A 25,359-nucleotide genomic window follows, 5' to 3' on the forward strand; every position below is an offset into this window, starting at 1 on the left:
AATTGTTTGAGAAAAGAGCCAAAAATAAAGATTTTCAGAATTCGGAGCTGATTGTTGTATGAAATGTCCTTCATGCCAAAATAGTAATACGCGCGTCCTTGATTCTCGTCCAGTAGATGATGGCCGTTCCATTCGACGCAGAAGAGAGTGTGAACGCTGTTCTTCACGTTTTACCACCTTTGAGAAGGTTGAAGAAATACCTTTGATTGTTGTGAAAAAGGAGGGTACACGGGAAGAGTTTAGTCGTGATAAAATATTGCGCGGCTTAATAAAAGCCTGTGAAAAGCGTCCTGTTGCCCTGCAAAAATTAGAGAACATTACTGCTGAGGTAGAAAAGGAGCTTCGCAGTCAAGGGGTTTCTGAAATTGATAGCGAGGTTATCGGTGAAATGGTGATGGAGCGTCTTGCCAAGATCGATGATGTTGCTTACGTTCGCTTTGCTTCGGTATATCGTCAATTTAAGGACATTAATGTATTTATCGAGGAGCTTAAAGAGCTTATAAAAAAAGAACAGTAAATCTCAGCCAAGGAGCGAAAGGCCAAACGGCATTTAAGAATGAACAAACCCTTTGGCTTTTTTTCTTATTAGCTTTAAAAGGAAAGGTTGGAACACAAATGGCCCAGCATTGGAAAGAGATGTTGCCAATTGATCGATATACAGTGGCCTGTAATGGAGTACTCCACGAATATGACCGAAAGATCATTACGTTGTTGTATCAGCCTTTAATTGGTCCCGTATCAATGAGTTTATATATGACGTTGTGGGCTCAGGTTGAAGAAAATAGATTATGGTCGCAAAGTAATTCCCATCATAGTCTTATGAGCTTTATGGATCTTCATTTAAAGTCCATCTATGAAGCTCGCCTTAAGCTTGAAGGGATCGGGCTGCTTAAAACCTTCGTTCAAGAAGATGAAGGCTCCCGTTCATTTGTCTATGAGCTTCAACCACCTCTGCCTCCTGAACAATTCTTCTTAGATGGCATGTTAAATATTTACTTATATCAAAAGGTTGGAAAAACGCAATTTACAAAATTAAAAAAGTTTTTTTCTGATAAAGTGCTTCCTGCTGAGACTGAAGGTTATGAGAATGTTACGAGAGCATTTCAGGATGTCTATGATTCTGCCACCCCAGAGAATTTTCAATTGATGGGTGAAGTTCTTAATCAAGGAACTGATGAGGCATACATAGGACGAGTTGTTCAAAAAGGGATACAAGTTGAAGCTGATGAAAGCTTTGATTTTGAACTACTGATGGCTGGTTTATCAGAATCGTTAGTTCCGAAAAAAGCATTTACTGTAAAGGTGAAAAATGCGATCAGCAATTTATCGTATCTTTATGGTATTGATTCTCTGCAAATGAAAAACCTAGTCATATCAGCAATGGACGAGTTGGAGGGGAAAATAAACATCGAAGAGCTGCGCAAAGCTGCTCGGGATTGGTATCAGCTTGAGCACCAAGATAAGCTCCCGGTATTAGTAGATAGAATCCAGCCAGCACTGAAAAAATCCAATGTAGATGAACCGAAGACAAAGGTCGAGAGGCTTATTCAGTATTTAGATACGACATCTCCAAGACAGCTCCTGAGTGATATTTCAGGTGGGACGGTGCCATCTAAAGCCGATCTGAAAATTATAGAAGATGTAATGTTTAAACAAAAGCTTTTACCTGGAGTCGTCAATGTTCTGATTCAATATGTATTATTGAAAACAGACATGAAGCTAACGAAGGCGTATGTCGATAAAATTGCCTCCCATTGGGCTCGAAAAAAAATCTCTACTGTTAAAGACGCCATGGATTTAGCCATTAAAGAGCATCGTCAGTATTTAGAATGGGCAGATAATAAAAATACGAAATCTGATTCAAGGAGAAAACCAATAAGAACAGAAGCGTTACCAGATTGGTTTGATGAAAAGGAAGTTGCTTCTGCTTCTACCCCGTCCAATCAGGATGCGCAACTTGAAGATAGGAAACGGGCGTTAGAAGAACGATTGAAAAAATATAAAAAATAAGGAGGTGCCCTCCTCAGGTGGAAAGAATAAATGAGACGTTAAACAAACTGGGAAACAGTATGGGTTTCCAAGAACGTTATAAAAAAATGAGACAGGAAATCCTTCAAAACCCTTATGTTCGCGAATTTCTTGTTCGCCATGAAGAAGAGCTGACACCAGACATGATCGAAAGGAGTTTGATGACTCTTTACGATTATGCACAGCAGAGTAAACATTGCCAAGATTGCCCGAGCCTTGGAGAATGCCAAAACCTGTTGAAGGGCTATCATCCTCAGCTTGTGATTGGAAGAGGGGCGATTGATATTTATTATGATCGCTGTCCGCGAAAGATTATGGACGATGAGAAACGAAAAAGTGAAAAGCTGATTCGAAGCATGCATGTTCCAAAGGATATTATTCGTGCATCTTTTGCCGATATTGATTTGCTTGATGGTAGTCGCATAGAAGCTGTCGAGCGAGCAGAGCAATTTGTTGAAAATTATGATCCGAATGGAAAACAAAAGGGTCTCTATTTTTACGGGAAATTTGGAGTAGGGAAATCCTTTTTATTAGGAGCCATTGCCAACGAGCTCGCTAAAAAAAATGTGTCGTCAATGATTGTGTATTTTCCAGAGCTATTGAGAGAATTGAAAAATTCGATTGGTGATTCCACATTAAACGAAAAAATTGAAACAATCAAAAAGCAGTCGGTGTTAATGATTGATGATATTGGGGCCGAAACGATGTCAAGCTGGACTCGTGATGAAGTATTAGGGCCTATATTGCAATTTAGAATGCAAGAATACTTGCCAACTTTTTTCAGCACGAATTTTGATTATGATGGACTTGAACACCATCTCACATACAGCCAGCGCGGTGAGGAAGAAAAAATGAAAGCTCGCCGCATTTTAGAACGAATTCGCTTTTTAACAGACCCGGTATTAGTGGATGGACCCAACCGGAGAAGGTAGAATAATTTAGGAGAAGTTGATACAAAAGTCGATTGTAAAAAGACTTTTGTACCAGCTTCTTTTTCGTTTAAAGAGAATTAATTCGATCACTTCTATTTTTGTGCAAATCCCCATATACATGTTACAGAGATTGGACTAGTTCAGGACGGAATAGTTCAAGAGGAGATTGTTAAAGGGGGGATTTGGTTGGCTGAAATTACATTTCAAAATAAAGAGGATGCTAGCCAGTTTCACAATTACATACAACATCAAGTGCAAACGATATCTTTAAACGAAAAAATAACTCTTCAAAATGAAGATGATAATAAAGCGAAGGTGAAAATCGACAAGGACATAAAGGAATTAGTTGAAGCAAGTAAAGCGGCATTCCTCCAATTTATTATAAAAATTAAGCTTCATGACTGGTTTAGAATGATCTTAAAGGAAAAATTTTTTTATGAAGATGAGGATGAGATCCAGCAAATTTTGGATATCATTTACTCTATTATTGAAGGAGAACGGGAAGATTTAGAGACGTTAATTCATGATATAAATATGAACCAGCAAATGGAAAAGGCGGTTTCGCAAATATTTGATGAGCAGTATTCCTTTTCGTTTGATTCCTTTGTGAGATTTAGAATGCGCCCATATATGGAGCAATTAGAAAAATATGTGGAAATCTCAATTGATGAATATAAAATGGAGCAAGAATATCAGATGTTCATTCAAACATTACGTCAGTTTATATCTGAAAGAGCACCAAAAATAGAACAGCTCCATTTATATGTTGGTGATGTTGTTACGTTCTATGATCAATATTTTTCTGAAATTAAAAGAGCCGAACTCGTTCGCATGATCGACCGAAAACTGATTTCGAATCATCCGGTTTATATTGATTCAGTCACAATTGCACCGCTTCTTTCCATATCCCCATCGAAAATTTATGTGTATACAGATGATGAGGAGGAGCCTCTTGTCCGGACGATACAAAATATATTCGAAGAACGTGTCCGCTTGAGAGCAGTGGACGATTTTCAGCAGTTTAAAAATAACTTTTTTGAGGGATGATTTTTTTGAACAAAACTTGATTTTCCTAAATTAAACTACTATAATTACCTACATAATGATTCATGTACAATTGAATGTCATAAAGTTACGATGAGGATATGGGTATTCTTTAACCGGTTAATAGAGAGGGAAGACTAGGCTGGAATCTTCCTAATACGAATCGAATGCTTACCACCTCTGAACTTCAACCATGAATTTAGCCAAGCTATTAGTATTGGTTGACGGTCAAAACCGTTATTTTGTCGCTAAAGTCATTTTTTCGCTGTTTTTGAAAAAATGAGAATTTGGGTGGAACCACGTGTTAATCATGATAACTCGTCCCTGTTTGAGGGACGGGTTTTTTATGTTGCAAATGGTTTTGTCTAAACTGATATGTATATTTAAGTATTAGTTAAGTTCGGCATTTTTCGCAGTTGTTCCAAAGATATAGCGAAATGATTATCAAAAGGAAATACGGTATGCGAGAAAGCCTTATATCTCAAGGGAGGAAAAGAAAATGTCAGATGTGATTAAATTATCGTTTCCAGATGGTGCTGTAAAGGAGTTTCCATTTGGGACAACAACTGAAGATGTAGCTGCATCGATTAGTCCTGGGCTAAAGAAGAAAGCTATTGCCGGAAAACTAAATGGAGCGTTGTATGATCTTCGTCGGCCAATTGAAGAGGAAGGTGCGATTGAAATCGTGACAGTTGGAAGTGAAGAGGCTTTAGAAGTGCTGCGCCATAGTACTGCCCATTTAATGGCCCAAGCAATCAAGCGTTTATATAAAAATGTCAAGCTTGGAGTCGGTCCAGTTATTGAAGGTGGATTTTACTATGACCTTGATTTAGAACAATCTATCACACCGGAAGATCTTCCACTTATTGAAAAAGAAATGAAGAAGATCATTAACGAAAACATTGAAGTAGTTCGTAAGGAAGTTAGTCGTGATGAGGCGATTCAGCTTTATAAGGAAATTGGTGATGAATATAAGCTAGAATTAATTGACGCTATTCCTGCGGATGAGAAGGTAACAATCTATGAACAAGGTGATTTCTTTGACCTATGTCGTGGTGTTCATGTTCCTTCTACAGGAAAAATTAAGGAGTTTAAGCTTTTAAGCATTGCTGGTGCATATTGGCGGGGAGATAGCAATAATAAAATGCTCCAAAGAATTTATGGTACAGCTTTCTTTAAAAAGGAAGATTTGGACGAGCATTTACGCCTGCTTGAGGAAGCAAAGGAACGGGATCACCGTAAAATTGGAAAAGAGCTTAACCTGTTCACAAGCTCTCAATTAGTCGGTCAAGGGCTGCCGTTGTGGCTTCCAAAAGGGGCAACGATTCGCCGTACAATTGAGCGCTATATTGTCGATAAAGAAGTGCGTTTAGGGTATGACCATGTGTACACACCAATTATGGGCAGTGTTGAGCTTTATAAAACTTCTGGCCACTGGGCTCACTACGTGGAGGATATGTTCCCGCCGATGGAGATGGATAACGAACAGCTCGTTCTGCGCCCGATGAACTGTCCGCATCATATGATGGTTTATAAGCAAGGAATTCATAGCTACAGAGAGCTGCCGATCCGCATTGCTGAGCTTGGAACAATGCACCGTTATGAAATGTCTGGTGCTCTATCAGGATTACAGCGTGTCCGTGGCATGACGTTGAATGATGCTCACGTGTTTGTTCGTCCAGATCAAATTAAAGATGAGTTCAAGCGCGTCGTAAATTTAATTTTAGAAGTATATAAAGACTTTGATATTAATGACTATACATTCCGGTTATCGTACCGTGACCCAGCCGATACTGAGAAGTATTTTGACGATGATGAAATGTGGGAAAAAGCTCAATCGATGTTAAAAGAAGCGATGGATGATCTAGGCCTAGATTACTTTGAAGCTGAAGGAGAAGCGGCGTTCTACGGACCGAAGCTCGATGTTCAAGTTAAGACAGCACTTGGAAAAGACGAAACGCTTTCAACTGTTCAGTTAGACTTCTTATTACCTGAACGTTTTGATTTAACATACGTTGGGGAGGATGGAAAGCAGCATCGTCCCGTCGTTATCCATCGCGGAGTCGTATCGACAATGGAACGTTTTGTCGCTTTCTTAATCGAAGAATATAAAGGCGCGTTCCCAACTTGGCTGGCTCCTGTTCAAGTTCAGGTCATTCCAGTATCACCAGATGTCCATTACGATTATGCTAGGGATATTCTTGACCAACTGAAGGCTGAAGGGTTCCGTGCTGAACTTGATGACCGCAATGAGAAAATGGGTTATAAGATTCGTGAGGCGCAAATTCAAAAAATTCCATACATGCTTGTTGTAGGAGATAATGAAATGGCGGAGAAGGCTGTTAATGTCCGCAAATATGGAGAGCAAAAGTCTGAAACGGTTCCATTTAAAGAGTTTTTGGCGGCGTTAAACAAAGAGGTGGCACGGCTATAAGCTTATTTTATGTGTGTGGGGCTGACCCAATTGAGTCCTTCCGTTGATGAAATAAGCCCAAAATCATTTTAACAACAATTCTATTTAACAAAGCCTAAAATAAGAGCATCCGGCTCGTATAAAAACGATTTCTAAAAAAATACAAAGCATTGTATTCAGTTAAAATAAAAAAGTTGTTGCCAAGCTCTTAAAATTTTGATAAGATGTTTTTTGTCATTGCAATTTAGATAGTTGCTTGGAACAAGAAGTGTTACATTGACAGGTAGCATCGTTTATTGTAAAATAGTTGGGTAACTGAATACGAGTTTAGGGAAAAGAAGAGGCACCCGCTTCTCACCTGATTGACGCAAAAGCGCAGTTGGCAGGTTTTACGAACATAATTATTTGTTTACGTTTGTTTTCGTAAAGTGTGGGTGTTTCATGCATCCACACTTTTTTATTTGCGAATTAAGGTAAACACTGCGATTCAACTCTTGAGTCATGCGATAATTTGGAATCGGTGCAATTATTGATCGTTTATGTTGGAAAATTCTTGACCCAAACGTTGTGTTCGTAAAAATTCTTGGAGGTGTCTAACTATTAGCAAAGACATGTTATTGAATGAAGGTATTCGTGCCCGAGAAGTTCGTCTTATTGACCAAAATGGCGAGCAGCTTGGAATTAAGTCAAAAAACGAAGCACTTGAAATTGCTGCACGTGTGAATTTGGATCTTGTACTCGTTGCACCGAATGCGAAACCGCCAGTAGCTCGTATTATGGACTATGGTAAGTTTAAATTCGAACAACAGAAGAAGGAAAAAGAAGCACGCAAGAACCAAAAAATTATCAATGTTAAAGAAGTTCGTTTAAGCCCAACAATTGATGAGCATGACTTTAATACAAAGCTACGAAATGCTATTAAATTTTTAGAAAAAGGCGATAAGGTAAAAGCATCGATTCGATTTAAAGGTCGTGCCATTACTCATAAAGAAATCGGCCAACGTGTTTTAGTCCGTTTTGCGGAAAGTTGCAAAGAGGTTGCGACTGTTGAATCTCATCCAAAGATGGATGGAAGAAGCATGTTTATGATGCTTGCCCCTAAAAACGAAAAGTAATTAAGGAGGAAATTCCAAATGCCAAAAATGAAAACTCACCGCGGCGCTGCAAAGCGTTTCAAGAGAACAGGATCTGGTAAACTGAAGCGTTCTCATGCATACAGAAGTCATATGTTTGCGAACAAATCTCAAAAACAAAAGCGTAAACTTCGCAAAGGAACTCTTGTTTCTTCTGGCGATTACAAGCGCATCCGTAATTTATTAGTCAATCTTAAGTAAACTTAGAATATAGGAGGGAAATAGAATGCCACGTGTAAAAGGCGGTACAGTTACTCGCAAACGTCGTAAAAAAGTTTTAAAATTAGCTAAAGGTTATTTCGGTTCAAAACATACATTATATAAAGTTGCTAACCAACAAGTAATGAAATCATTAATGTACGCTTATCGTGACCGTCGCCAGAAAAAGCGCGACTTCCGTAAGCTTTGGATTACTCGTATTAATGCTGCAGCTCGCTTGAACGGACTTTCTTACAGCCGTTTAATGTTTGGTTTAAAGCAAGCTGGTATTGAAGTTAACCGTAAAATGCTAGCTGACTTAGCTGTTTCAGATGAAAAAGCATTTGCTGAATTAGCATCTGTTGCAAAGCAAAACTTAAGTAAATAATTTTATAAGTGAAAATCGACTACTGTCGCTCTCGCTTATTTCAATAAAGCCATTCTCTCCAGTGAGAGGATGGCTTTTATGTATCTTTTGAGAAAGGAATGGAAAGTGATGCATGAAGCGATAATTTACATAATAGCGATCAATGTGATGGGACTATATCTAATGTATAGTGATAAAAAAAGAGCGAAGAAAAATGAATATCGTATTAGTGAAAAAACATTATGGACAGTAGCGCTAGTAGGCGGTGCTTTTGGAATGACAGTAGGAATGAACTGGTTTCGTCATAAAACAAAGCACATCGTGTTTAAATGGGGGTTTCCAGCATTGGCGTTGCTACAGATAGGGATGCTCGGATATTTTCTTTTTGAATAATGCTCATTCAATGTTTTTGTCATAAAAGCTAAAATAAATTGATAAGCTTTAATAACATATCCATTTTAAACACCCCAAGCATCTGGAAATGACACAAAAGAAGGTGGTAGCATGGAAGAACAGATCGCAATGCTTTTGGTTATCGCACAAACAAGTGGATTTTTAGCACCGATTGCATTCATTCTATTACATTTTCTTAGGCAGTTTCTATTTATTCCAGTAGTGGTTATTTGTATTGCCGGAGGAGTATTATTTGGAACTGTTGCTGGCACCTTTTATTCTGTACTCGGTTTATTGCTAAGCAGTTTACTCTTTTTTGTATTGATCCACAGAATGCCGAAGACTCATGGGAAACTAAGTAATATCAAAAAAAAGTGGTTTGGTGAATATCGGAATTTAACGACTGGCCAAGTCGCGATTTTGCGTTTGATTCCATTTATTCATTACCATCTCCTAAGTTTTTGTCTATTAGAACGATATCGCGGGTTTAAAGATTATATGAAAGCTTCTTTTTTTACCAATCTTCCTCTTGCTTTTTTTTATACCGTTTTTGGTGAGTTTATCAGTCGTTTTACACCGACCATGATCGTTGTTATTTTGTTTTCTCTTTCTATTTTTGTTTATATTTTGAGGGAGAAATTGACCGTCATTAAATGGCGTGATTTTTTTAAAGCGACAGCTTAAAAATGGGTTTTGAAAATGAAAATTCGCTGTCTCTTGTTGGTTTTCTAGCAATTGCAGATAATAACCTAAATATGGGGAAATCGTGGGAATTTTCTTTAAAAAACGGTAGGCAAGCTCGAAATTTTTCGGGCTTGCCTACCGTTTGGATGTAAGTTAGTTACTCATCCCTAAAAGGTGATTTAGAGTGATTATTCTTTTTCATAAATTCATGAATAGGACTTTTCCAGTCGATGCTTGCATTAGGATAGCTTTCATGCACTTTTCTTTCAATGAACTCAAAATCCTCTCGAACAAGACCATTTAAAGAAGCAATGCGATGAGGCCATATAAATACATTGACAACCTCAAAGGCATTTTCTGTAGTGCCTAAATATTTTTCACCTTCAAACAGAACCCCTTTATACGTAATAAGGAAGTTTTTTCGCACATTATTTTTATTATCGAGGAAAAAAAAGCGTTTTTGTTCATGGGCAAGTTCAAGTTTTCGTTTTGGATTAAGCAAATATTTAATCAAGCTATATATTAAAAAGATTATGAGAGCAAATAATAAAAAACGTATCATCCACATACCGTCGTCCTCCAGTCATTTTGCCTTATATACGAATGAGAAAAGAAAAGGTTTCATTTTTTAAATATATTTTCAAAAAAGAATGCGTTATTTCATTTCTCCCAAGTTTTCGCTATTATGAAAATAGAAGATTACGCTTATTTTGTGAGGAGATTATGCTTTCAACAATACTTAAGGGAATGTTCTGATTGAAATAAATGCGAGAGGAAACGCGCAATTGTTTGCTCATTTTGTATTAGAACGAAAATGAGCAAACATCTTATCTTCACCGATAATGTAAGAACAGTTAAAAGATAGTGGGGGACATAGATGGAGTTAAAAGAAATTTTTAAAATGCAAAAAGAATTAGATCAACATATTGAGCAGCAGCACCAGCTGGAAGACGAAGATTTATTTGACCGAAAAACGCTGGCATTGCTAGTTGAATTAGGTGAGCTTGCCAACGAGACTCGTTGTTTCAAATTTTGGAGCTTGAAAGATCCGTCTCCTCGAAGTGTCATTCTTGAAGAGTTTGTCGATGGGATACATTTTATTGCTTCATTAGGGATTGAATGTGGCTTTGCAGGAATCGAAACCATATCCGCACAGGAGCAAAATGAGCTTAGTTTGACTGAACAATTTTTAAAAGTATATGAATCTGTCCATACATTTCGCGCTGTTAAATCACGCAGCAGCTATGAAAAGATGTTTGAACATTACTTATTATTAGCATCATTACTTGGGTTTAGCGATTCTGAAATAAAGGAAGCATATATTGCAAAAAATGAAGTAAATTATAAGAGGCAACAGGAAGGTTATTAATTTGTACATTTGCAAGAATTTTCGTTATAATGAATCCATATTCTACATATTAAGGGAGTCGAAATAATGACTAAATTAGATGAAACCTTATTGATGCTTAAGGAATTAACTGATGCAAAGGGGATTCCTGGCAATGAGAGAGAACCACGGGAAGTCATGAAAAAGTATATTGCACCATTTTCAGATGAAGTGACCACTGATGGTTTAGGGAGCCTGATTGCGAAAAAGATCGGAAAAGAAGGCGGACCAAAGATAGTTGTGGCAGGCCATTTGGATGAAGTAGGATTTATGGTAACGCAAATTGATGATAAAGGATTTTTACGCTTCCAAACAGTTGGCGGTTGGTGGTCACAAGTGATGCTTGCACAACGGGTGACGATCGTGACAAGCAAAGGGGATGTGACAGGGGTTATCGGTTCGAAGCCACCACATATTTTATCTCCAGAAGCGCGTAAGAAACCGGTTGAGATTAAAGATATGTTTATTGATATTGGTGCATCAAGCCGTGAAGAGGCTCAAGAATGGGGCGTAAAGCCAGGGGATATGGTCGTACCATATTTCGAATTTACCGTTATGAACAATGAGAAAATGCTCCTCGCAAAAGCATGGGATAACCGCATCGGCTGTGCAATTGCAATTGACGTCTTAAAGCAATTAAAAGGCGAAAACCACGAAAACATCGTTTATGGAGTTGGAAATGTACAAGAAGAGGTTGGCTTAAGAGGAGCGAAAACAGCTTCATATAAGATCAAGCCTGATATCGGATTTGCGGTAGATGTGGGGATTGCCGGAGATACTCCAGGAATAAGTGAGAAAGAAGCAATGAGTAAAATGGGGAAAGGCCCTCAAATTCTTTTGTATGATGCTTCGATGGTTTCCCATAAAGGCCTTCGTGATTTCGTTACAGGAGTAGCCGATGAATTAAACATTCCTTATCAATTTGATCTCGTAGCAGGCGGCGGAACAGACGCTGGTTCTATTCATTTATCACATGAAGGCGTTCCTTCTTTAGCGATTTCGGTTGCAACAAGATACATTCATTCACACGCAGCGATGCTTCATCGTGATGATTATGAAAATGCCGTTAAACTAATTGCAGAAGTGATTAAACGCCTTGATGCGGAGACAGTGAACAAAATTACGTATGAATAAAAAAACGATATTAAACAACTTAGGCAGCATACCAATTTTTCTCTAGGATGGTTGGTATGCTATTTTTGTTGGGAGATAGGCATGGAAAGAAGTTTAAGTCATTCTTTTTATAGGCTGTACCGATAAGAGATGAGTTTATATTTTATTCTTAAGGTAGTTTAATTTTGAACGTATTCATGAGAGCAAAACTATTGTTTATGAAATAACTCGTCTACAAGTGAGAGCTTCATATTTTGAGAAAGCACGAGGTAAAGATTTCTTTCCTAGCCTCAAGTGACGTTGAAGGAAGCAGAAGCAGGAATAAGAATTCGATTGAACCGGAGCGAGCAGTTCTCGCAGGAAGCAAGTCCGCAGAGTCTTGTTGAATATAAGTACAGAATTATTTTAGGAAATGGAGGGATGATTTTGACGACAGAGAAAGATTTAAGGGTGTGCGAAAAAGGTCATCAATATTACAAAAGTAGCGATTGTAAAAGTTGTCCAATTTGTCATGAAGAAAATAAGCCAAAAAGCGGATTCCTTGCAAAACTTAGCTCACCTGCTAGAAATGCTTTGCTTCACGAAGGAATAGATACATTGAAGAAACTTTCATTGCATACCGAGAAGGAAATATTAAATCTCCATGGAATTGGACCTGCTTCCATACCAATGCTTAGAGCCTCGTTAGCGGAAGAAGGGTTAACGTTTAAAAAATAGCTGCGGCAAACGGAAAGATTGCCAATTCATATTGTGGTATTTTGGATTTGGAGGACATGAATGATGGAATCGAAAAATAAAATTGCAATAGTGACTGGAGCTAGTAGCCCAAAAGATATAGGAACGGCAATTTGCCGAAGATTCGCTTCACAAGGAATAGATATTTTCTTTACCCATTGGAAATCAGAACAGGATTGGATTGAAGAATTTCAACTGGAAATGGTCAATATGGGTGTCCGTAATGAGAGTCTAAACATTGATTTATCAGAAGTTAATGCGGCAATGGAAATCCTCCATTCTGTGGAAAATAAACTTGGATCTCCATCTATCCTTGTCAATAATGCCGCTCATTCAAAGAATGATGGATATTTGGTTTTGGATGCTAATACACTAGATGAGCATTATGCTGTTAATATGAGATCTACTTTTCTTCTTTGTGTAGAATTCGCCAGACGCTTTGAAAAATCAAACTTACATAAAGGGAGAATTATTAATTTGACATCAGGACAAGATTTAGGGCCAATGCCGGGAGAACTTGCTTATGCGGCAACAAAGGGCGCTATTTCTGCCTTTACTAAGTCGCTCTCACAGGAATTGGCACCGTTAGGAATAACTGTTAATGCGGTTAATCCCGGACCGACAGATTCAACCTGGATGAACGATGAAATTAGGGAATATCTATTACCTAAATTTCCTATGGGTCGGATTGGGCAGCCTGAGGATGTGGCCCAAACCATTGCATTTCTTGCAAGTGATGAAGCACAATGGATCACTGGTCAGGTGATTCATTCTGAAGGTGGCTTCATCCGGAGCTAGGATAAAGAGAAAAGTTACTTGTATTAAAGGCCGCTGTCCGACAAGTCACTAAAATATAAGGTAGTGGGAAAAACGAACTGCTTTTCTCTTCATGGATAATAAGAAGAAACAGCGGATACCTGTACTTTCACGATGTCAACAATTTATGAACATTAACATGTATTTTATCGAAACCGCAGAGAAAATCTACGGAAAAATCGATTGCCCTAGATGAGACTGAATTTACACTTTCTAATTCGATTTTGTTTCGAGCGTTAAGGGGGTGTTTCTTTTCACATTCAAGGGCTGTTTTTATCCCTGGCGCAGACGGGACTCCACAAATTATCTTTGCTTACGTACATTTATGCTTTCAATAGGTACATAAAAAAATCGTTCCTTTCTAAATGGTCGTTTGGTCAAGGACGATTTATTTTGCATTTTCAAAGTGGGTGTACTGGCTGTTGATTGGAGGGGAGATACTTGATTCCTAAAGCCGAGTGAATCCGAAAGGAATAAAAACAAGAGGCTTGGCGAACGTTCACTGAAAAGCAAGTATATGGAGGAGAAATTAACGAATTTTACCGCGATTCCGTTAAAAAATAACAGACATCGAGAGGGAGTATTCTTGAGGCATTTTGTCGACAAACTGAGACGGGACCAATGGTTCGTGTTTTTGCCATATCGGTGCAGTTTCATTTCTATAAAGGGACTTGGATTGGAGAATAGTGATTTTAATATTTAAGAAGTGGACTATGGCAATAAAAATATTTATTAGCAGGATATGCTAATATGAATTTATGACCCATACATGGAGGAGAGTACTTATGATGAGAATGTCAAATCAACGAGAATCAACTTACTATGATCAAAGAATGGAAGCAATTGATGATGAGATTTGCCGATTAATTCAGCAACGCAAAGAAATTTCAAATAATAATCCTGGTTTTCCAACTAAACAACTTATCGCAGATTGGTCGAAAAAATATCATTTACTTGAAGAATTTTTAAATGTTGTTTTTACAGACTTTCAACATGAAGATATCTATAGACCTATGGTGGAGCCAAAAGGTTTTATACAGAATATACCAATATTAAAATCATTTGAAAGAGAGGATGAGTTTTATACAGTAACCTTCATCCGGCAGTTTAAAAATGCAAGTGTTGTTCATTTGAATGTCGATAAAAATATTACAAATGAAATGGATTGGCATAAAGAAGAGCATACCTATTTTGAACTAGCAGTTGAAGGAGGAGAAACTCAGCATGATTGCCGCCAGAATGGTGGGGGAGGTACTATGAACCATGAAGCCTTTTCTTTTATTGTATCACCTGCTTTGCCTGATGATCCTTCGAAGTTCAAGCTGGTTTTCACAGAATATAAAATTCCATTTAACCAACCGACTGGATTAGAATTTAGGATTTAGAGCAGAACTGATAATAACCTACATATGGGACGAGTAAAAACATAAAGCAAATATTGTTAAAGTAAAAGGGTGATATTCTTTTGTACTTAAGAAGCGTAAAAATGATGAGGGAAAGAATTGAAAATCCAAATAGCTATCCATTCTCGATCCCGAGTTTAAAATATACGAATTTAATAGAGTTCAACAATCCGGTGACTTTTTTTGTCGGGGAAAACGGTTCGGGGAAGTCGACCTTACTTGAGGCCATTTCTTATCAATGTGGTTTCAATAGTGCTGGCGGCGGCAGGAATAATAATTATGATGTAGATTCGTCTGCTTCTGATTTAGGTGATTATATCCGGCTTTCATGGTTCCCGAAAACAAACAAAGGTTTCTTTTTAAGAGCGGAGAGTTTCTATCATTTTGCTTCCTACTTAGATGAGTTAGCCCAGGAAGATCCTACTTTTCATTATCAAGGATATGGTGGAAAATCGTTGCATCAACAATCGCACGGAGAGTCGTTTTTATCTTTGTTCACGAACCGCTTTGGAGAGGAAGGGATATACCTGTTGGATGAACCAGAAGCAGCATTATCTCCTGCTCGACAATTAACCTTTTTAAGAGTCATTCACGAATTAGTAAATAAAGATCATGCCCAGTTTATTATTGCAACCCATTCACCTATCCTCCTCGGTTATCCAGATGCGCAAATTTATAATTTTGACGAATCACCGATTCAGGAAATTCGCTATGAAGAAACGGAGCATTATCGTTTAACACTAAACTTTTTGACAAGACGGGAAAAGTTTTTATATGAATTATTTCGAGATGATGAAGAATAAATGTACGAAAGCTGCTCGATTATTGTTACAAAGCATTAGAGAAAAACATCTGTAATGTTATTAGCTTTTTTGGATAATTTAGTCAGAGAACCATTGGGTGAGGAATTAAGCTGACGAGGGTACGCTTTAAATGAACTTCAAAAAAGTTTTAATTTTTCACTTGTGTTGATAAATGGAGAATTATTAGAGGGTTTAGAATATGTAATACTTTCTTATTTTGTAGTAGGTTCTAAATCCAAAAGAAATTTTGTATAAAAAAGCATAAATCATTAAGTTACCATGTTAGTATCTTGTTAGTGGGATCTATTTATAGCAGGTGGTCATTGAATAAAGGATTCACGTTTTTTTAGCTGCAGTTATTTAATTGAGGAGGGGTCTAATGAATGCGACGGTGATGTTCATCCATAGTGCTGGTCCACAAGGTCAAAATCAAGGTAGTTCCAATTTGGTTACCTATTTGAAGAAGGAGCTTAAGGAAGACTACAATTTCCATTCTCCTAGCATGCCAACTCCTGAGAATCCAAAATATGTAGAGTGGAAGAAAGCATTTGAGCAGGAATTCAATCAACTATCAGGAGAGGTCGTTCTAATTGGCCATTCATTGGGAGGTTCTTTTCTATTAAAATACCTCTCCGAAGAATCTTATCCGACAAAAATTCCTGGACTATTTGTTGTTTCAGCTCCGTTCTGGGGAATTGATCAAGATTGGCAACGGAGCGATTTCTTTTTCCAAAGTGGGTTTGAGAAACGCCTCAGTGAAATCGACAATTTGTTCCTATATCATAGTCGAGATGAGAGAATTGTACCTTTTTCACATCATTTAGCATTGGCAGAAAAGCTTCCACATGGCAAAACACGAGTGCTCGAAGGAAAACAGCACTTATTTTCCAATGGATTAACAGAATTAGTGAACGATATAAGGAGTTTATCGGGTACTTGAATCCGTTAATGATTGATGCTGAAACGAACTTTTGGCTAAGAATTGAATACATAATTTGCACTAATTGTTGATTCATCATCGAAAGTTACGTAAAAAAACCAGAGATTTTTAAAAATACACTTTTTTCTTAAAGGCAAGGATATTTCGATATAAAGTGAAAGCTAACTTAAGGCTAGCATGAGCTATTGAATGCATGCGTTTGCAGATTTTTTAAATACATGAGAGAATTTGAGAAGAGGTAGTCAGTCAGAGTAAGCACAGGAAAATGATTGCAAAAAATACATTATAATTTGGAGTGATAATATGTATAGAACGGTAAATGACTTTTTAACAGATTGGACTCATTCAGCGGAGGGTACACTTCGAGTGTTTGAATCATTATCAGATGACAGGATCAAGCGATCGTGCAAGGACATAGTACTCTTGGGTGGCTTGGCTGGCATCTTACGACAACTCCTGTATTCTTTATGAGCCTTGTTGGCATAAAATTAGAATCTTCAGTTGACCCGAAAGTGGTGCCAACGAAGGCAAATGAAATCGTTGATGCTTATAAAAAAGTCGCTGAAGATGTAAAACAAGCCGTAGAAACAAATATGACGGATGAGAAGTTGCTTGAAACGGTTGATAGTTTTGGGGGACCAACACCACGAGGTGCTTTGTTAAGAATGTTTATTGATCATCAAACCCATCACCGTGGTCAGATGACCGTTCTTCTCCGGCAAGCTGGCTTACCTGTTCCTGGTGTAATGGGTCCGACAAAAGAAGAAAGCTTGTAAAGTGAATGCGGTGAAAATTTTAATATTTTTTTATCAAAAAGAGCTTTACTTCCAATAGAAGTAGAGCTTTTTTGTTCAGATTCAATCGCTCTTTTTGCTTCCTGGCTCAAAGTTTGCTGCATCGTAAGTGTCCTAAGAAGGAAAGGGGAATATAGGGAATTCATGGGAATGCAATGAATATTTTCAGACCAGAGTAAGTCTAATTGTTGGACAACCCAGTTATATTGAAGTGAATAAGGGATGTAAAAATCGAACCAATAAAGTTGATATTAGCGGAATGTTGGAAAAAATGATTTCAATAAAAGGAGAGTCAATACCTTTGAATGCAAATTGTGTGATATTTTATCAATTTGGAAGTCCGAACGAAGTGTTGAAAGTGGAATCAAAATTTATCACTCCACCAAAAGACAATGAAGTTTTAGTGCGAATGTTAACACGTCCTATCAACCCATCCGACTTAATACCGATAAGTGGAGCTTACGCTCATCGAATTTCCTTACCGAATATTCCTGGGTATGAAGGGGTTGGAATAGTAGAGGACGTTGGTTCACTTGTTTCCCAGGAGCTGATTGGGAAACGTGTTTTGCCTTTACGTGGAGAAGGAACATGGCAGGAATATGTAAAGACTGCATCGGATTTCGCTATTACAGTTCCTGATTCCATTGATGATGTTGTTGCAGCCCAACTCTATATTAACCCGATTACCGCATGGGTGATTTGCACGGAAGTATTACAGTTGAAGCCGAATGATGTTTTACTGGTGAATGCGGCTGGTTCCTCTGTTGGACAGATATTTGTGCAGCTTTCGAAAATACTAGGTTTTAGAGTGATTGCTGTTGTTAGAAATAATCATTATACTGAAAGATTACGCACTCTTGGTGCTTCAGCAGTGGTAGACCTCTCACAAGCTTCACTTCATAAGACCGTAATGGAGTTAACGAATGGAGAAGGAGCAGATGCTGCTATTGATTCTATTGGCGGTAACTCGGGGCATGAGCTAGCTTTTTGTGTACACCCAAACGGTCATTTTTTATCCATTGGATTATTATCAGGAGTTCAGATTAATTGGTCCGAAATTGTTCAAAAAGCTAAAGTAAATGCGAATATGTTTCACTTGCGAAATTGGAACGGGAATGTACCGCTTAATAAATGGCACGAGGCTTTTCAGAATGTGATTAAGTTAGTTGCTGAGAAAAAATTAACTTTAAAGAGGGTACATGCAAGTTATCATCTAGTGGAAATTAAAAAGGCGATTGAAACGGTTGAATCTGCTAAAGGTAAAGTGATGTTAACCAATTGAAAGGAGGAAGTGTGAATTTGGCAGTGCATTCGTACAGTGTCATCTGCTTGGAATATCTTTTATATCCACTAATAATGTGTAAAAGTTACAGGGGAGCTTAGAAGTTTAGAAGGACCGACTGTGTGGCTGGCTATTTGCTTTGTTTTGCTATAATTAAGTATTATCATGGTAAGCAATCATGAGGTTGCGATCTAGTCGAAATAAGAAAATAAAGGAGAGAATAGATGAAGATTATTGTTACCAGCATATTTGTCCAAGATCAAGAAAAAGCACTGGAGTTTTACACAAAAACATTAGGTTTTATAAAAAAGCATGACGTTCCAAGTGGAGAATATAGGTGGATAACGCTTGTTTCTCCAGATGAACAGGGAGGTACAGAACTTTTACTTGAACCTAATAACCATCCTGCTGCCAAAGAGTATCAACAGAAATTATTTGCTGAAGGAATTCCTGTAACGATGTTTGGGGTTGGTGATATTCGGGAAGAATACGAGCGTTTAGTTGAAAAAGGTGTGAGCTTTACGATGGAACCAACAAAAATGGGGGAAGTTACAATCGCAATTTTCGACGATACATGCGGAAACCTCATTCAGATGATTGAACAGTAATCATTCAATAATCATAAAAGCTTTACCTCAATTTGGAGGTAAAGCTTTTTGCTCACTGGATTTAACGAGTGATAATTGGCAGACTCTCTCTTTCGCATGGTCATTGTTATCTTGAGAAAAGGGCCCCTGTGATTAGTAAGGCAAGACTTGGGACATGATCTGAGCAACAGTCACGCTCACTCCAATTAGGAAAATTTCAGTTATAAAACGCTTAATTTAAGTCGGTGATAGACTCTAGCATATAGCTGCCGTGTCCTAAGACATTATCTAGGAGTTTTTGATATTTAATGATTTCTAACGCAGAAATGACCAATGATTGCTCCTTTTTTTCTGTATATAAGATTTTAGGATCTTTTTCATTTTGAGATTCATATTCAACAGTATGAACGTACTTTCCGCCTTTTTTAATTCTATAGAGCTGGATCATGTTTCACTTCCTTAAACAATTCTTTAGTTTATAGCTCCATTTTATATGAAAGATTAGCTGAAGCATACAAATGTTTACAAAAAAAACTGGAAAAAGCGTGCGTTTAAGCAATAGGAATAGATAGGCTTTCCGCTTTATTGGATGGGGAAGTCTTCATGGAATCAGAAGCCCCTTCAGTATAACTGAAAGGCTTTACAGACTCATTTATTCAGGTGATGGAGCAGTGCCCTATAATTACCATAAGGGCACTGATATTTTCGAAAAGCAAAAGTCATATACGATTTCATTGTGAAACCTGTTACAGTTCTATAAATAATGGAGTGGATTAAAAAAATGACCCGACATATTTTGATTGTGGTCTGTAAATGACGTTATCGCTTGCCTGTTCTAATATGTGGGCAGTCCAGCCAACGATTCTACTGGCAGTGAAAGTGGGGGTGAAAAGTATGGGCTCTAACTGAATGGCTTTCATAATTGCCGCTGCATAGAACTCGACATTCGTATACAAAGCCCTTCCCGGTTTGAACTCTTCTAATAAAGTAATGGCGCTCTCTTCCACCTCCATCGCTAAATCTAACCACTTATCTTGCCCGCCTAACTTTATTAATTTTTCTTTCAAAGCGATTGCACGGGGATCATGGGTTTTATAAACTCGGTGGCCAAATCCCATTAACTTTTCGCCTCTTATGAGCTTATCTCGAATCACTTTTGCAGCATCTTGGACCGTGGAAATTTCATCTAATAATTCAAGCACTCCTGATGGAGCGCCACCGTGAAGAGGCCCTTTCATCGTTCCGATTGCGGAGGTGATAGCGGATACGATATCAGATTCACTTGATATCGTCACCCGTGCTGAAAATGTCGAGGCGTTCATCCCGTGCTCCAATGTTAAAATCATGTAAGCTTCTAAAGCGTGAACATGGGCAGCTGTTGGAATATCACCTGTTAACATATATAGGTAATTCTCAATATGGTCTAAATCATTTCGCGGTGGAACCTCAGCCCGCCCTTCCAGTTTGCGTTTACGAAAGGCGATGATACTTGGGATGAGAGCAGTTAACTTGACTGCTTGGGAAATAGTTGGTGGAAATTGATATTCCCCATACCCACCTTCCGCAGAGACAGCGGTTCGAATCACACTCATCAAATCCATGGTTGGAGGCAGTAGTGAAATAATCGACTTTAGATCATCGGATAACCAGCGATTTTTTTTCAATTCTTCCTTTAAGATGAAAAGTTGCTCCTTGTTTGGAAAATGTCCGTACCAAAGCAAATAGGCTACTTCTTCGAAATGGTAATTAGCCGCTAACTTTTGGATGTCATATCCCCGATAAATAAGTCGTCCTAATTGACCGTCAATATAGGAGATCCGTGTTTCAGCAGCGAATACCCCTTTTAATCCTTTTTCGTACATCATTAACCTTTCCCCTTTCCCTCTTTAGTTTTATTGTATAAAATAATTATTATTAAGATAATTAAATAATTATAAATAAATTGATTATTTTTTTTAATAAGGAGGGGCGAAATGGACTTTCAATGGTTAAATACATTTGTGACGGCCGCGCAATGTGGAAATTTTCGTAGAGCAGCAGAATTACTTTATATTTCTCAGCCATCAGTTACTGTTCATATTCAACAGCTTGAGAAAAATTTAGGGGTTCAATTGTTTCAGCGGGATGGAAAGAAAATCAAGCTGACGGAAGCGGGGCGGAGATACCATCACCATGCAGTGGAATTGTTAAGATTGTATGAAAAGGGGCTAGCTGACTTGAATTCCTTTAGCCAAGGATATATGACAAAGCTTTCTCTCGCTATTTCCCCCTTAATTGCCGAGACAATATTACCTTATGTGATTAAAAGCTATACAAATAAGCATCCCGATGTGGAAATCGCGATTAAGATTCTTGATTCCATGTATATTGAGGAAGCGGTTATGAAAGATGAAGTCGATCTGGGGCTTTCATGTGTAAACGTTCAAAATTCTAGCTTAATCAATGAACTCCTGTATAAGGACCGCATTTTGTTCATTGTTCCTCATGATGGTAGAGATGCTGAAACGGCACCACCATTGGAGGAGGAGGAATTTTTTTTAAACTATTATTTATTTACCGATAATCATCCGAGTTACTGGGCGGATTTGCTTAAAGCTGTGAAAAGCAAGTATCCAGTCATCAAGACAATGAAAGTCTCACAGACACATATTACTAAAAGATTTATTATAGAAGGTTTAGGCTTTTCCTTTTTACCAGAATCTACAGTTAGGAGAGAATTATTGGAAGGGAGATTATTAGAGGTGTATCAGCATTCTTTTAAATTACCGGACATCTACACATATGCCATTATGAAATATAAACATTCGCAACAACAGGAGTTTCTCGAATTTCTCTCCAATTACCGAATATAATTAAGATGGGAAAATCCACCAGCGAGTTTTTCGCCGATGGATTTCATCTTTATTTTAAGCCTGACTCAAGGGTTTGGAGCATTTCTTCTTTTTCATCTTCTGAAGCATTTTTCCAAATGATTTCAAATAAAACGCCTAGACCAGGAAGCATTTTTTCTTCACCGTTTTGAATTGCATCGACAATAGTTTCCCGTAATTCATCTTGGGAGTTGCCTGATACATTGTGAATAATCGCATTGCGTAAATTCAAATCCATACGTACACGCTCCTTCTAAAATAACTTCCTTTATATATTTTCTAATTTGCCATGAATTATGTATAAGAAGATGAGGTTTTGCGACTTTGAATATTATGACTGCAATGGAATGTTTCACAACAATTATAGAGGTTATTTTATTTTAATATCGAAATAATTAACTGTATTTAGTTTTAATTGGGGGAAATGAAATGTATATCAAAACAAATAGATTATTAATACGTAACTTTGAAAATAATGATTGGCAAGCTGTTCATGAATATACTTCAGATTGTAGGGTGATGAAATATATACCAGAAGGAGTTTTTACGGAGAATGATACAAAAGACTTTATAAAGAAGAATGTGGGTGATTCGGCAGAAAAGTTTGCTGTTGTCTTAAGAGATGAGAATTTGGTGATTGGACACATCGTTTTTCATAAGTATTTTGGTGACCACACATATGAAATCGGGTGGGTGTTTAATCCTAAGTATTATAATCACGGCTATGCATCAGAAGCAGCACAGGGAATATTAAAATTCGGTTTTGAAGATATGCATTTACACAGGGTCATTGCAACGTGTCAACCTGAAAACATCGCTTCTTCAAGAGTGATGGAGAAGATTGGGATGAGAAAGGAAGGATATTTTCAAAAATGTATTCCAGCAGGTAATGAGTGGTGGGATGAATATTATTACGCTATTTTAAAGGAGGAATGGATTCACCATTGAGATTCCCACTATTCTTAGGCTATAATGAGGAAACTTACATATTGCTAAAAGGAGAAAGTATCCGTTGAAATATATACAATCTGCTCAAAATCGACAAATTAAGCAATGGAAAAAGCTTTTAACGAAAAAAGAACGGGATAAAACAGGAACTTTTTTAGTCGAAGGATTTCATCTTGTTGAAGAAGCAATTAAAGCTGATGTAGCATTAGAAATCATCGTATGTGAGGGGGTTGAGCTCCCTCCACATATGGATTATGGTTCTATTTCCTTAACGACGGTCACACCTGAAATCTTTCGAGAACTGAGTGATACCGAAACTCCCCAAGGTGTCTTGGCTCTTTGTGAGGCACAGAAAGAGGTTGAAGAACTTAAAGGGAAGCAGTTTTTGCTAATTGATGCTGTTCAGGATCCGGGGAATTTAGGAACGATGATTCGTACAGCAGATGCAGCAGGGATGGATGGAATTATTGTTGGGCATGGGAGTGTCGATATTTATAACCCAAAGGTTATTCGTTCAGCCCAAGGAAGTCATTTTCATTTACCAGTTGTAAGAGGAGCACTTAAAGAATGGATGGAAAAGTTATTAGCTAAAAATATTCCTATATATGGCACATCTTTAGAAAATGGTCAAATTTATACGGAAATAAGCCCTTCCCCATCCTTTGCCCTTCTCGTTGGCAACGAGGGAAGTGGGGTCGATCCTGATCTGTTGCAGAAGACAACAAAGAATTTGTACATTCCACTCTTTGGGAAAAGCGAATCCCTTAATGTGGCAGTTGCAGCAGGGATATTGCTCTATTATATGAAGGCTTGAATCCCTTTCTTTAATGTACTATAATTAACAGCGATATAATTTAAGGATAAGATGCGATAATTCTCCATTGAGAATTGTCTAGCGCAAGCTGCCAAAGCCGGGCAAACTTCAGGTTCCCTCTCTACGATAAGTCAACTATGAATTGTGTTTGGAAGAACGGACCCCTCCAGTTTGTATGGCGATGAATGAGCTGTTTTTCGCTGTTCTTATTACATAATGAAAAACTTTGACGGAGAAAAGTAACTTACTCGACTATTGAGGGAGAAAATGCCTTAGACTGAAAGCATTTTTATAGGTAAAGTAAGTGAAGTTCACCTCCTGAGTTGGCATCGGGACCATGAAAATTCAGAATGAATTTTTCGTGTAAAGATGCATCGGCCTAAAAAGCCGTTATCGTAATGAAGTGAGCCATAACATGTGGCTAATTAGGGTGGTACCGCGATCATAAACCTCGTCCCTTCAGGGATAGAGGTTTTTTGTTTTTCAATGGGGAACAGACAAACGGAAATTTATGAAAAATTAAGGAGGATTTAAACATGCAAGAACGATTGAAGGAACTTCAGGAGGAAGCATTGCAAGCAGTTGATGCTGCAGCTGATTTAAAGAAACTTAACGACATTCGCGTTTCTTATTTAGGAAAAAAGGGTCCAATAACCGAAGTATTAAAAGGAATGGGGAAGCTTTCTGCAGAAGAGCGCCCAAAAATGGGAGCACTCGCAAATGAGGTACGTGACCTAATTTCTTCCAAAATAGAGGAAAAACAGCAAGCTTTAGAAGCAGCTGCTGTTGAAGCGAGGCTTGCATTGGAGACAATCGATGTAACTCTTCCGGGAAGACCTGTTCAGACAGGAAATCATCACCCGCTTACTCGTATTGTGGAAGAGATTGAAGACTTATTTATTGGCATGGGCTATACCGTTGCAGAAGGTCCAGAAGTTGAAAAGGATTATTACAATTTTGAGGCACTAAACCTTCCAAAAAGTCATCCGGCTCGAGATGCACAGGATTCCTTTTATATTACAGAGGAAATATTACTTCGTACGCAAACATCTCCTGTTCAAGCGAGAACAATGGAGAAACATGGTGGAAAAGGTCCAGTAAAAATTATATGTCCTGGTAAAGTATACAGACGCGATAGCGACGACGCGACCCATTCTCACCAATTCATGCAAATTGAAGGCCTTGTCGTTGACGAAAATATTCGCATGAGCGATTTAAAAGGGACACTTGAATTATTTGCGAAAAAATTATTCGGTGAAGACCGTGAAATTCGTTTACGTCCAAGCTTTTTCCCGTTCACAGAGCCGTCAGTAGAGGTTGATGTTTCTTGCTTCAAATGCGGTGGCCACGGATGTAATATTTGTAAGCAAACAGGCTGGATTGAAGTATTAGGATCGGGGATGGTTCATCCAAATGTCCTTGAAATGTCTGGCTTTGATTCGAAGAAGTATTCAGGATTTGCTTTTGGGATGGGAGTAGAACGAATTGCGATGTTGAAATACGGCATCGATGATATACGGCATTTCTACACGAATGATACGCGTTTCATAAAGCAATTCAAACTCAACTAATTTAAAATGGTTCGCTTAATACAAAAAGCGATATTTTTATAACTAGTATAATAAATTTTCTTCTGTAAATAGTTGCTTAGCAAATCAAGTTATTTTTGTCGCTT

The 25,359-nt window shown here is 37.9% G+C and carries 27 protein-coding genes, 1 pseudogene and 2 other annotated features; of the genes and pseudogenes, 24 read left to right on the top strand and 4 right to left on the bottom strand.

Going from position 1 to position 25,359, the window contains the following annotated elements:
* Positions 1–58: 58 nt before the first annotated feature.
* From nrdR to NST02_RS08330, 10 genes are all read left to right on the top strand, one after another.
* Positions 59–517, top strand: a complete 459-nt coding sequence (gene nrdR, locus NST02_RS08285) for a transcriptional regulator NrdR (RefSeq protein ID WP_095307879.1) — start codon at positions 59–61, stop codon at positions 515–517.
* 98 nt (positions 518–615) lie between these two features.
* Positions 616–2,010 carry a replication initiation and membrane attachment family protein gene (locus tag NST02_RS08290; RefSeq protein WP_095307878.1) on the top strand — a complete coding sequence of 465 codons (1,395 nt, stop codon included), beginning with the start codon at positions 616–618 and terminating at the stop codon, positions 2,008–2,010.
* A 17-nt stretch (positions 2,011–2,027) separates the two neighbouring features.
* Complete coding sequence (gene dnaI / locus NST02_RS08295; protein WP_095307876.1) at positions 2,028–2,960, top strand: primosomal protein DnaI; 933 nt, start codon at positions 2,028–2,030, stop codon at positions 2,958–2,960.
* A 186-nt stretch (positions 2,961–3,146) separates the two neighbouring features.
* Entirely contained in the window at positions 3,147–4,007 is an 861-nt protein-coding gene (gene ytxC, locus NST02_RS08300) for a putative sporulation protein YtxC (RefSeq protein ID WP_095307874.1), read from the top strand.
* Between the two features lie 496 nt (positions 4,008–4,503).
* On the top strand, positions 4,504–6,438 hold the full coding sequence (thrS, locus tag NST02_RS08305; RefSeq protein ID WP_095307872.1) for a threonine--tRNA ligase: 1,935 nt from the start codon (positions 4,504–4,506) through the stop codon (positions 6,436–6,438).
* Positions 6,439–6,746: 308 nt separating this feature from the next.
* Positions 6,747–6,882 (top strand) — a sequence feature (ribosomal protein L20 leader region).
* A 146-nt stretch (positions 6,883–7,028) separates the two neighbouring features.
* Positions 7,029–7,532 carry a translation initiation factor IF-3 gene (infC, locus tag NST02_RS08310; RefSeq protein WP_095307815.1) on the top strand — a complete coding sequence of 168 codons (504 nt, stop codon included), beginning with the start codon at positions 7,029–7,031 and terminating at the stop codon, positions 7,530–7,532.
* An 18-nt stretch (positions 7,533–7,550) separates the two neighbouring features.
* On the top strand, positions 7,551–7,751 hold the full coding sequence (rpmI, locus tag NST02_RS08315; protein WP_009333215.1) for a 50S ribosomal protein L35: 201 nt from the start codon (positions 7,551–7,553) through the stop codon (positions 7,749–7,751).
* Positions 7,752–7,776: 25 nt separating this feature from the next.
* Complete coding sequence (rplT, locus tag NST02_RS08320; protein ID WP_095307813.1) at positions 7,777–8,136, top strand: 50S ribosomal protein L20; 360 nt, start codon at positions 7,777–7,779, stop codon at positions 8,134–8,136.
* A gap of 78 nt (positions 8,137–8,214) precedes the next feature.
* Positions 8,215–8,508 carry a DUF1294 domain-containing protein gene (locus tag NST02_RS08325; RefSeq protein WP_373315016.1) on the top strand — a complete coding sequence of 98 codons (294 nt, stop codon included), beginning with the start codon at positions 8,215–8,217 and terminating at the stop codon, positions 8,506–8,508.
* A gap of 111 nt (positions 8,509–8,619) precedes the next feature.
* Complete coding sequence (locus NST02_RS08330; RefSeq protein ID WP_095307812.1) at positions 8,620–9,192, top strand: TVP38/TMEM64 family protein; 573 nt, start codon at positions 8,620–8,622, stop codon at positions 9,190–9,192.
* A gap of 157 nt (positions 9,193–9,349) precedes the next feature.
* Here the strand turns inward: NST02_RS08330 and NST02_RS08335 are convergent, their stop codons facing one another.
* A complete protein-coding gene (locus tag NST02_RS08335; RefSeq protein WP_095307810.1) occupies positions 9,350–9,760 on the bottom strand; it encodes a sigma-w pathway protein ysdB in 411 nt (136 codons plus the stop codon).
* Positions 9,761–10,069: 309 nt separating this feature from the next.
* On the opposite strand from NST02_RS08335, the gene NST02_RS08340 reads away from it, so the two are divergent.
* The 10 genes and pseudogenes from NST02_RS08340 (at position 10,070) to NST02_RS08385 (ending at position 19,073) form a co-directional block, all read left to right on the top strand.
* On the top strand, positions 10,070–10,561 hold the full coding sequence (locus tag NST02_RS08340; protein ID WP_095307809.1) for a dUTP diphosphatase: 492 nt from the start codon (positions 10,070–10,072) through the stop codon (positions 10,559–10,561).
* 66 nt (positions 10,562–10,627) lie between these two features.
* Positions 10,628–11,713 carry a M42 family metallopeptidase gene (locus NST02_RS08345; protein ID WP_095307808.1) on the top strand — a complete coding sequence of 362 codons (1,086 nt, stop codon included), beginning with the start codon at positions 10,628–10,630 and terminating at the stop codon, positions 11,711–11,713.
* 405 nt (positions 11,714–12,118) lie between these two features.
* Positions 12,119–12,409, top strand: a complete 291-nt coding sequence (locus NST02_RS08350) for an RNA polymerase alpha subunit C-terminal domain-containing protein (protein ID WP_340948689.1) — start codon at positions 12,119–12,121, stop codon at positions 12,407–12,409.
* A 60-nt stretch (positions 12,410–12,469) separates the two neighbouring features.
* Positions 12,470–13,225, top strand: a complete 756-nt coding sequence (locus NST02_RS08355) for an SDR family oxidoreductase (protein WP_340948691.1) — start codon at positions 12,470–12,472, stop codon at positions 13,223–13,225.
* A gap of 803 nt (positions 13,226–14,028) precedes the next feature.
* Entirely contained in the window at positions 14,029–14,628 is a 600-nt protein-coding gene (locus NST02_RS08360; protein WP_095307803.1) for a hypothetical protein, read from the top strand.
* A gap of 104 nt (positions 14,629–14,732) precedes the next feature.
* Positions 14,733–15,449 carry an AAA family ATPase gene (locus tag NST02_RS08365; protein ID WP_244988883.1) on the top strand — a complete coding sequence of 239 codons (717 nt, stop codon included), beginning with the start codon at positions 14,733–14,735 and terminating at the stop codon, positions 15,447–15,449.
* Positions 15,450–15,828: 379 nt separating this feature from the next.
* A complete protein-coding gene (locus NST02_RS08370) occupies positions 15,829–16,389 on the top strand; it encodes an alpha/beta hydrolase (protein WP_095307800.1) in 561 nt (186 codons plus the stop codon).
* A gap of 303 nt (positions 16,390–16,692) precedes the next feature.
* Positions 16,693–17,165: pseudogene (locus tag NST02_RS08375) on the top strand (DinB family protein).
* A gap of 289 nt (positions 17,166–17,454) precedes the next feature.
* Positions 17,455–18,465 carry a zinc-dependent alcohol dehydrogenase family protein gene (locus NST02_RS08380; protein ID WP_340948694.1) on the top strand — a complete coding sequence of 337 codons (1,011 nt, stop codon included), beginning with the start codon at positions 17,455–17,457 and terminating at the stop codon, positions 18,463–18,465.
* A gap of 224 nt (positions 18,466–18,689) precedes the next feature.
* On the top strand, positions 18,690–19,073 hold the full coding sequence (locus NST02_RS08385; protein WP_095307798.1) for a VOC family protein: 384 nt from the start codon (positions 18,690–18,692) through the stop codon (positions 19,071–19,073).
* Between the two features lie 211 nt (positions 19,074–19,284).
* On the opposite strand, the gene NST02_RS08390 is transcribed toward NST02_RS08385, so the two are convergent.
* Together NST02_RS08390 and NST02_RS08395 are read right to left on the bottom strand one after the other, a co-directional pair.
* A complete protein-coding gene (locus NST02_RS08390) occupies positions 19,285–19,500 on the bottom strand; it encodes a hypothetical protein (protein WP_095307796.1) in 216 nt (71 codons plus the stop codon).
* 325 nt (positions 19,501–19,825) lie between these two features.
* Positions 19,826–20,914 (bottom strand): citrate synthase/methylcitrate synthase, encoded by a 1,089-nt coding sequence (locus NST02_RS08395; protein WP_095307945.1) that lies wholly within the window; start codon positions 20,912–20,914, stop codon positions 19,826–19,828.
* Positions 20,915–21,025: 111 nt separating this feature from the next.
* Between NST02_RS08395 and NST02_RS08400 the strand changes: the two genes are divergently transcribed.
* A complete protein-coding gene (locus NST02_RS08400; RefSeq protein ID WP_137743963.1) occupies positions 21,026–21,904 on the top strand; it encodes a LysR family transcriptional regulator in 879 nt (292 codons plus the stop codon).
* Between the two features lie 49 nt (positions 21,905–21,953).
* Here NST02_RS08400 and sspI read toward each other — a convergent pair whose 3' ends face one another.
* Positions 21,954–22,160 carry a small acid-soluble spore protein SspI gene (gene sspI, locus NST02_RS08405; protein ID WP_095307792.1) on the bottom strand — a complete coding sequence of 69 codons (207 nt, stop codon included), beginning with the start codon at positions 22,158–22,160 and terminating at the stop codon, positions 21,954–21,956.
* Positions 22,161–22,351: 191 nt separating this feature from the next.
* On the opposite strand from sspI, the gene NST02_RS08410 reads away from it, so the two are divergent.
* The 3 genes from NST02_RS08410 to pheS all read left to right on the top strand — a co-directional run bounded on the left by NST02_RS08410 (position 22,352) and on the right by pheS (position 25,255).
* Positions 22,352–22,870: a GNAT family N-acetyltransferase gene (locus tag NST02_RS08410; protein WP_095307786.1), complete on the top strand. Its 519-nt coding sequence runs from the start codon at positions 22,352–22,354 to the stop codon at positions 22,868–22,870.
* Between the two features lie 64 nt (positions 22,871–22,934).
* Entirely contained in the window at positions 22,935–23,684 is a 750-nt protein-coding gene (locus NST02_RS08415; RefSeq protein ID WP_095307784.1) for a TrmH family RNA methyltransferase, read from the top strand.
* 217 nt (positions 23,685–23,901) lie between these two features.
* Positions 23,902–24,146, top strand: a binding site (T-box leader).
* A gap of 74 nt (positions 24,147–24,220) precedes the next feature.
* Positions 24,221–25,255 carry a phenylalanine--tRNA ligase subunit alpha gene (gene pheS, locus NST02_RS08420; protein WP_095307782.1) on the top strand — a complete coding sequence of 345 codons (1,035 nt, stop codon included), beginning with the start codon at positions 24,221–24,223 and terminating at the stop codon, positions 25,253–25,255.
* Positions 25,256–25,359: the final 104 nt, after the last annotated feature.

Source organism: Robertmurraya sp. FSL W8-0741, from assembly GCF_038004005.1.
GTDB classification, from domain to species: domain Bacteria; phylum Bacillota; class Bacilli; order Bacillales; family Cytobacillaceae; genus Robertmurraya; species Robertmurraya siralis.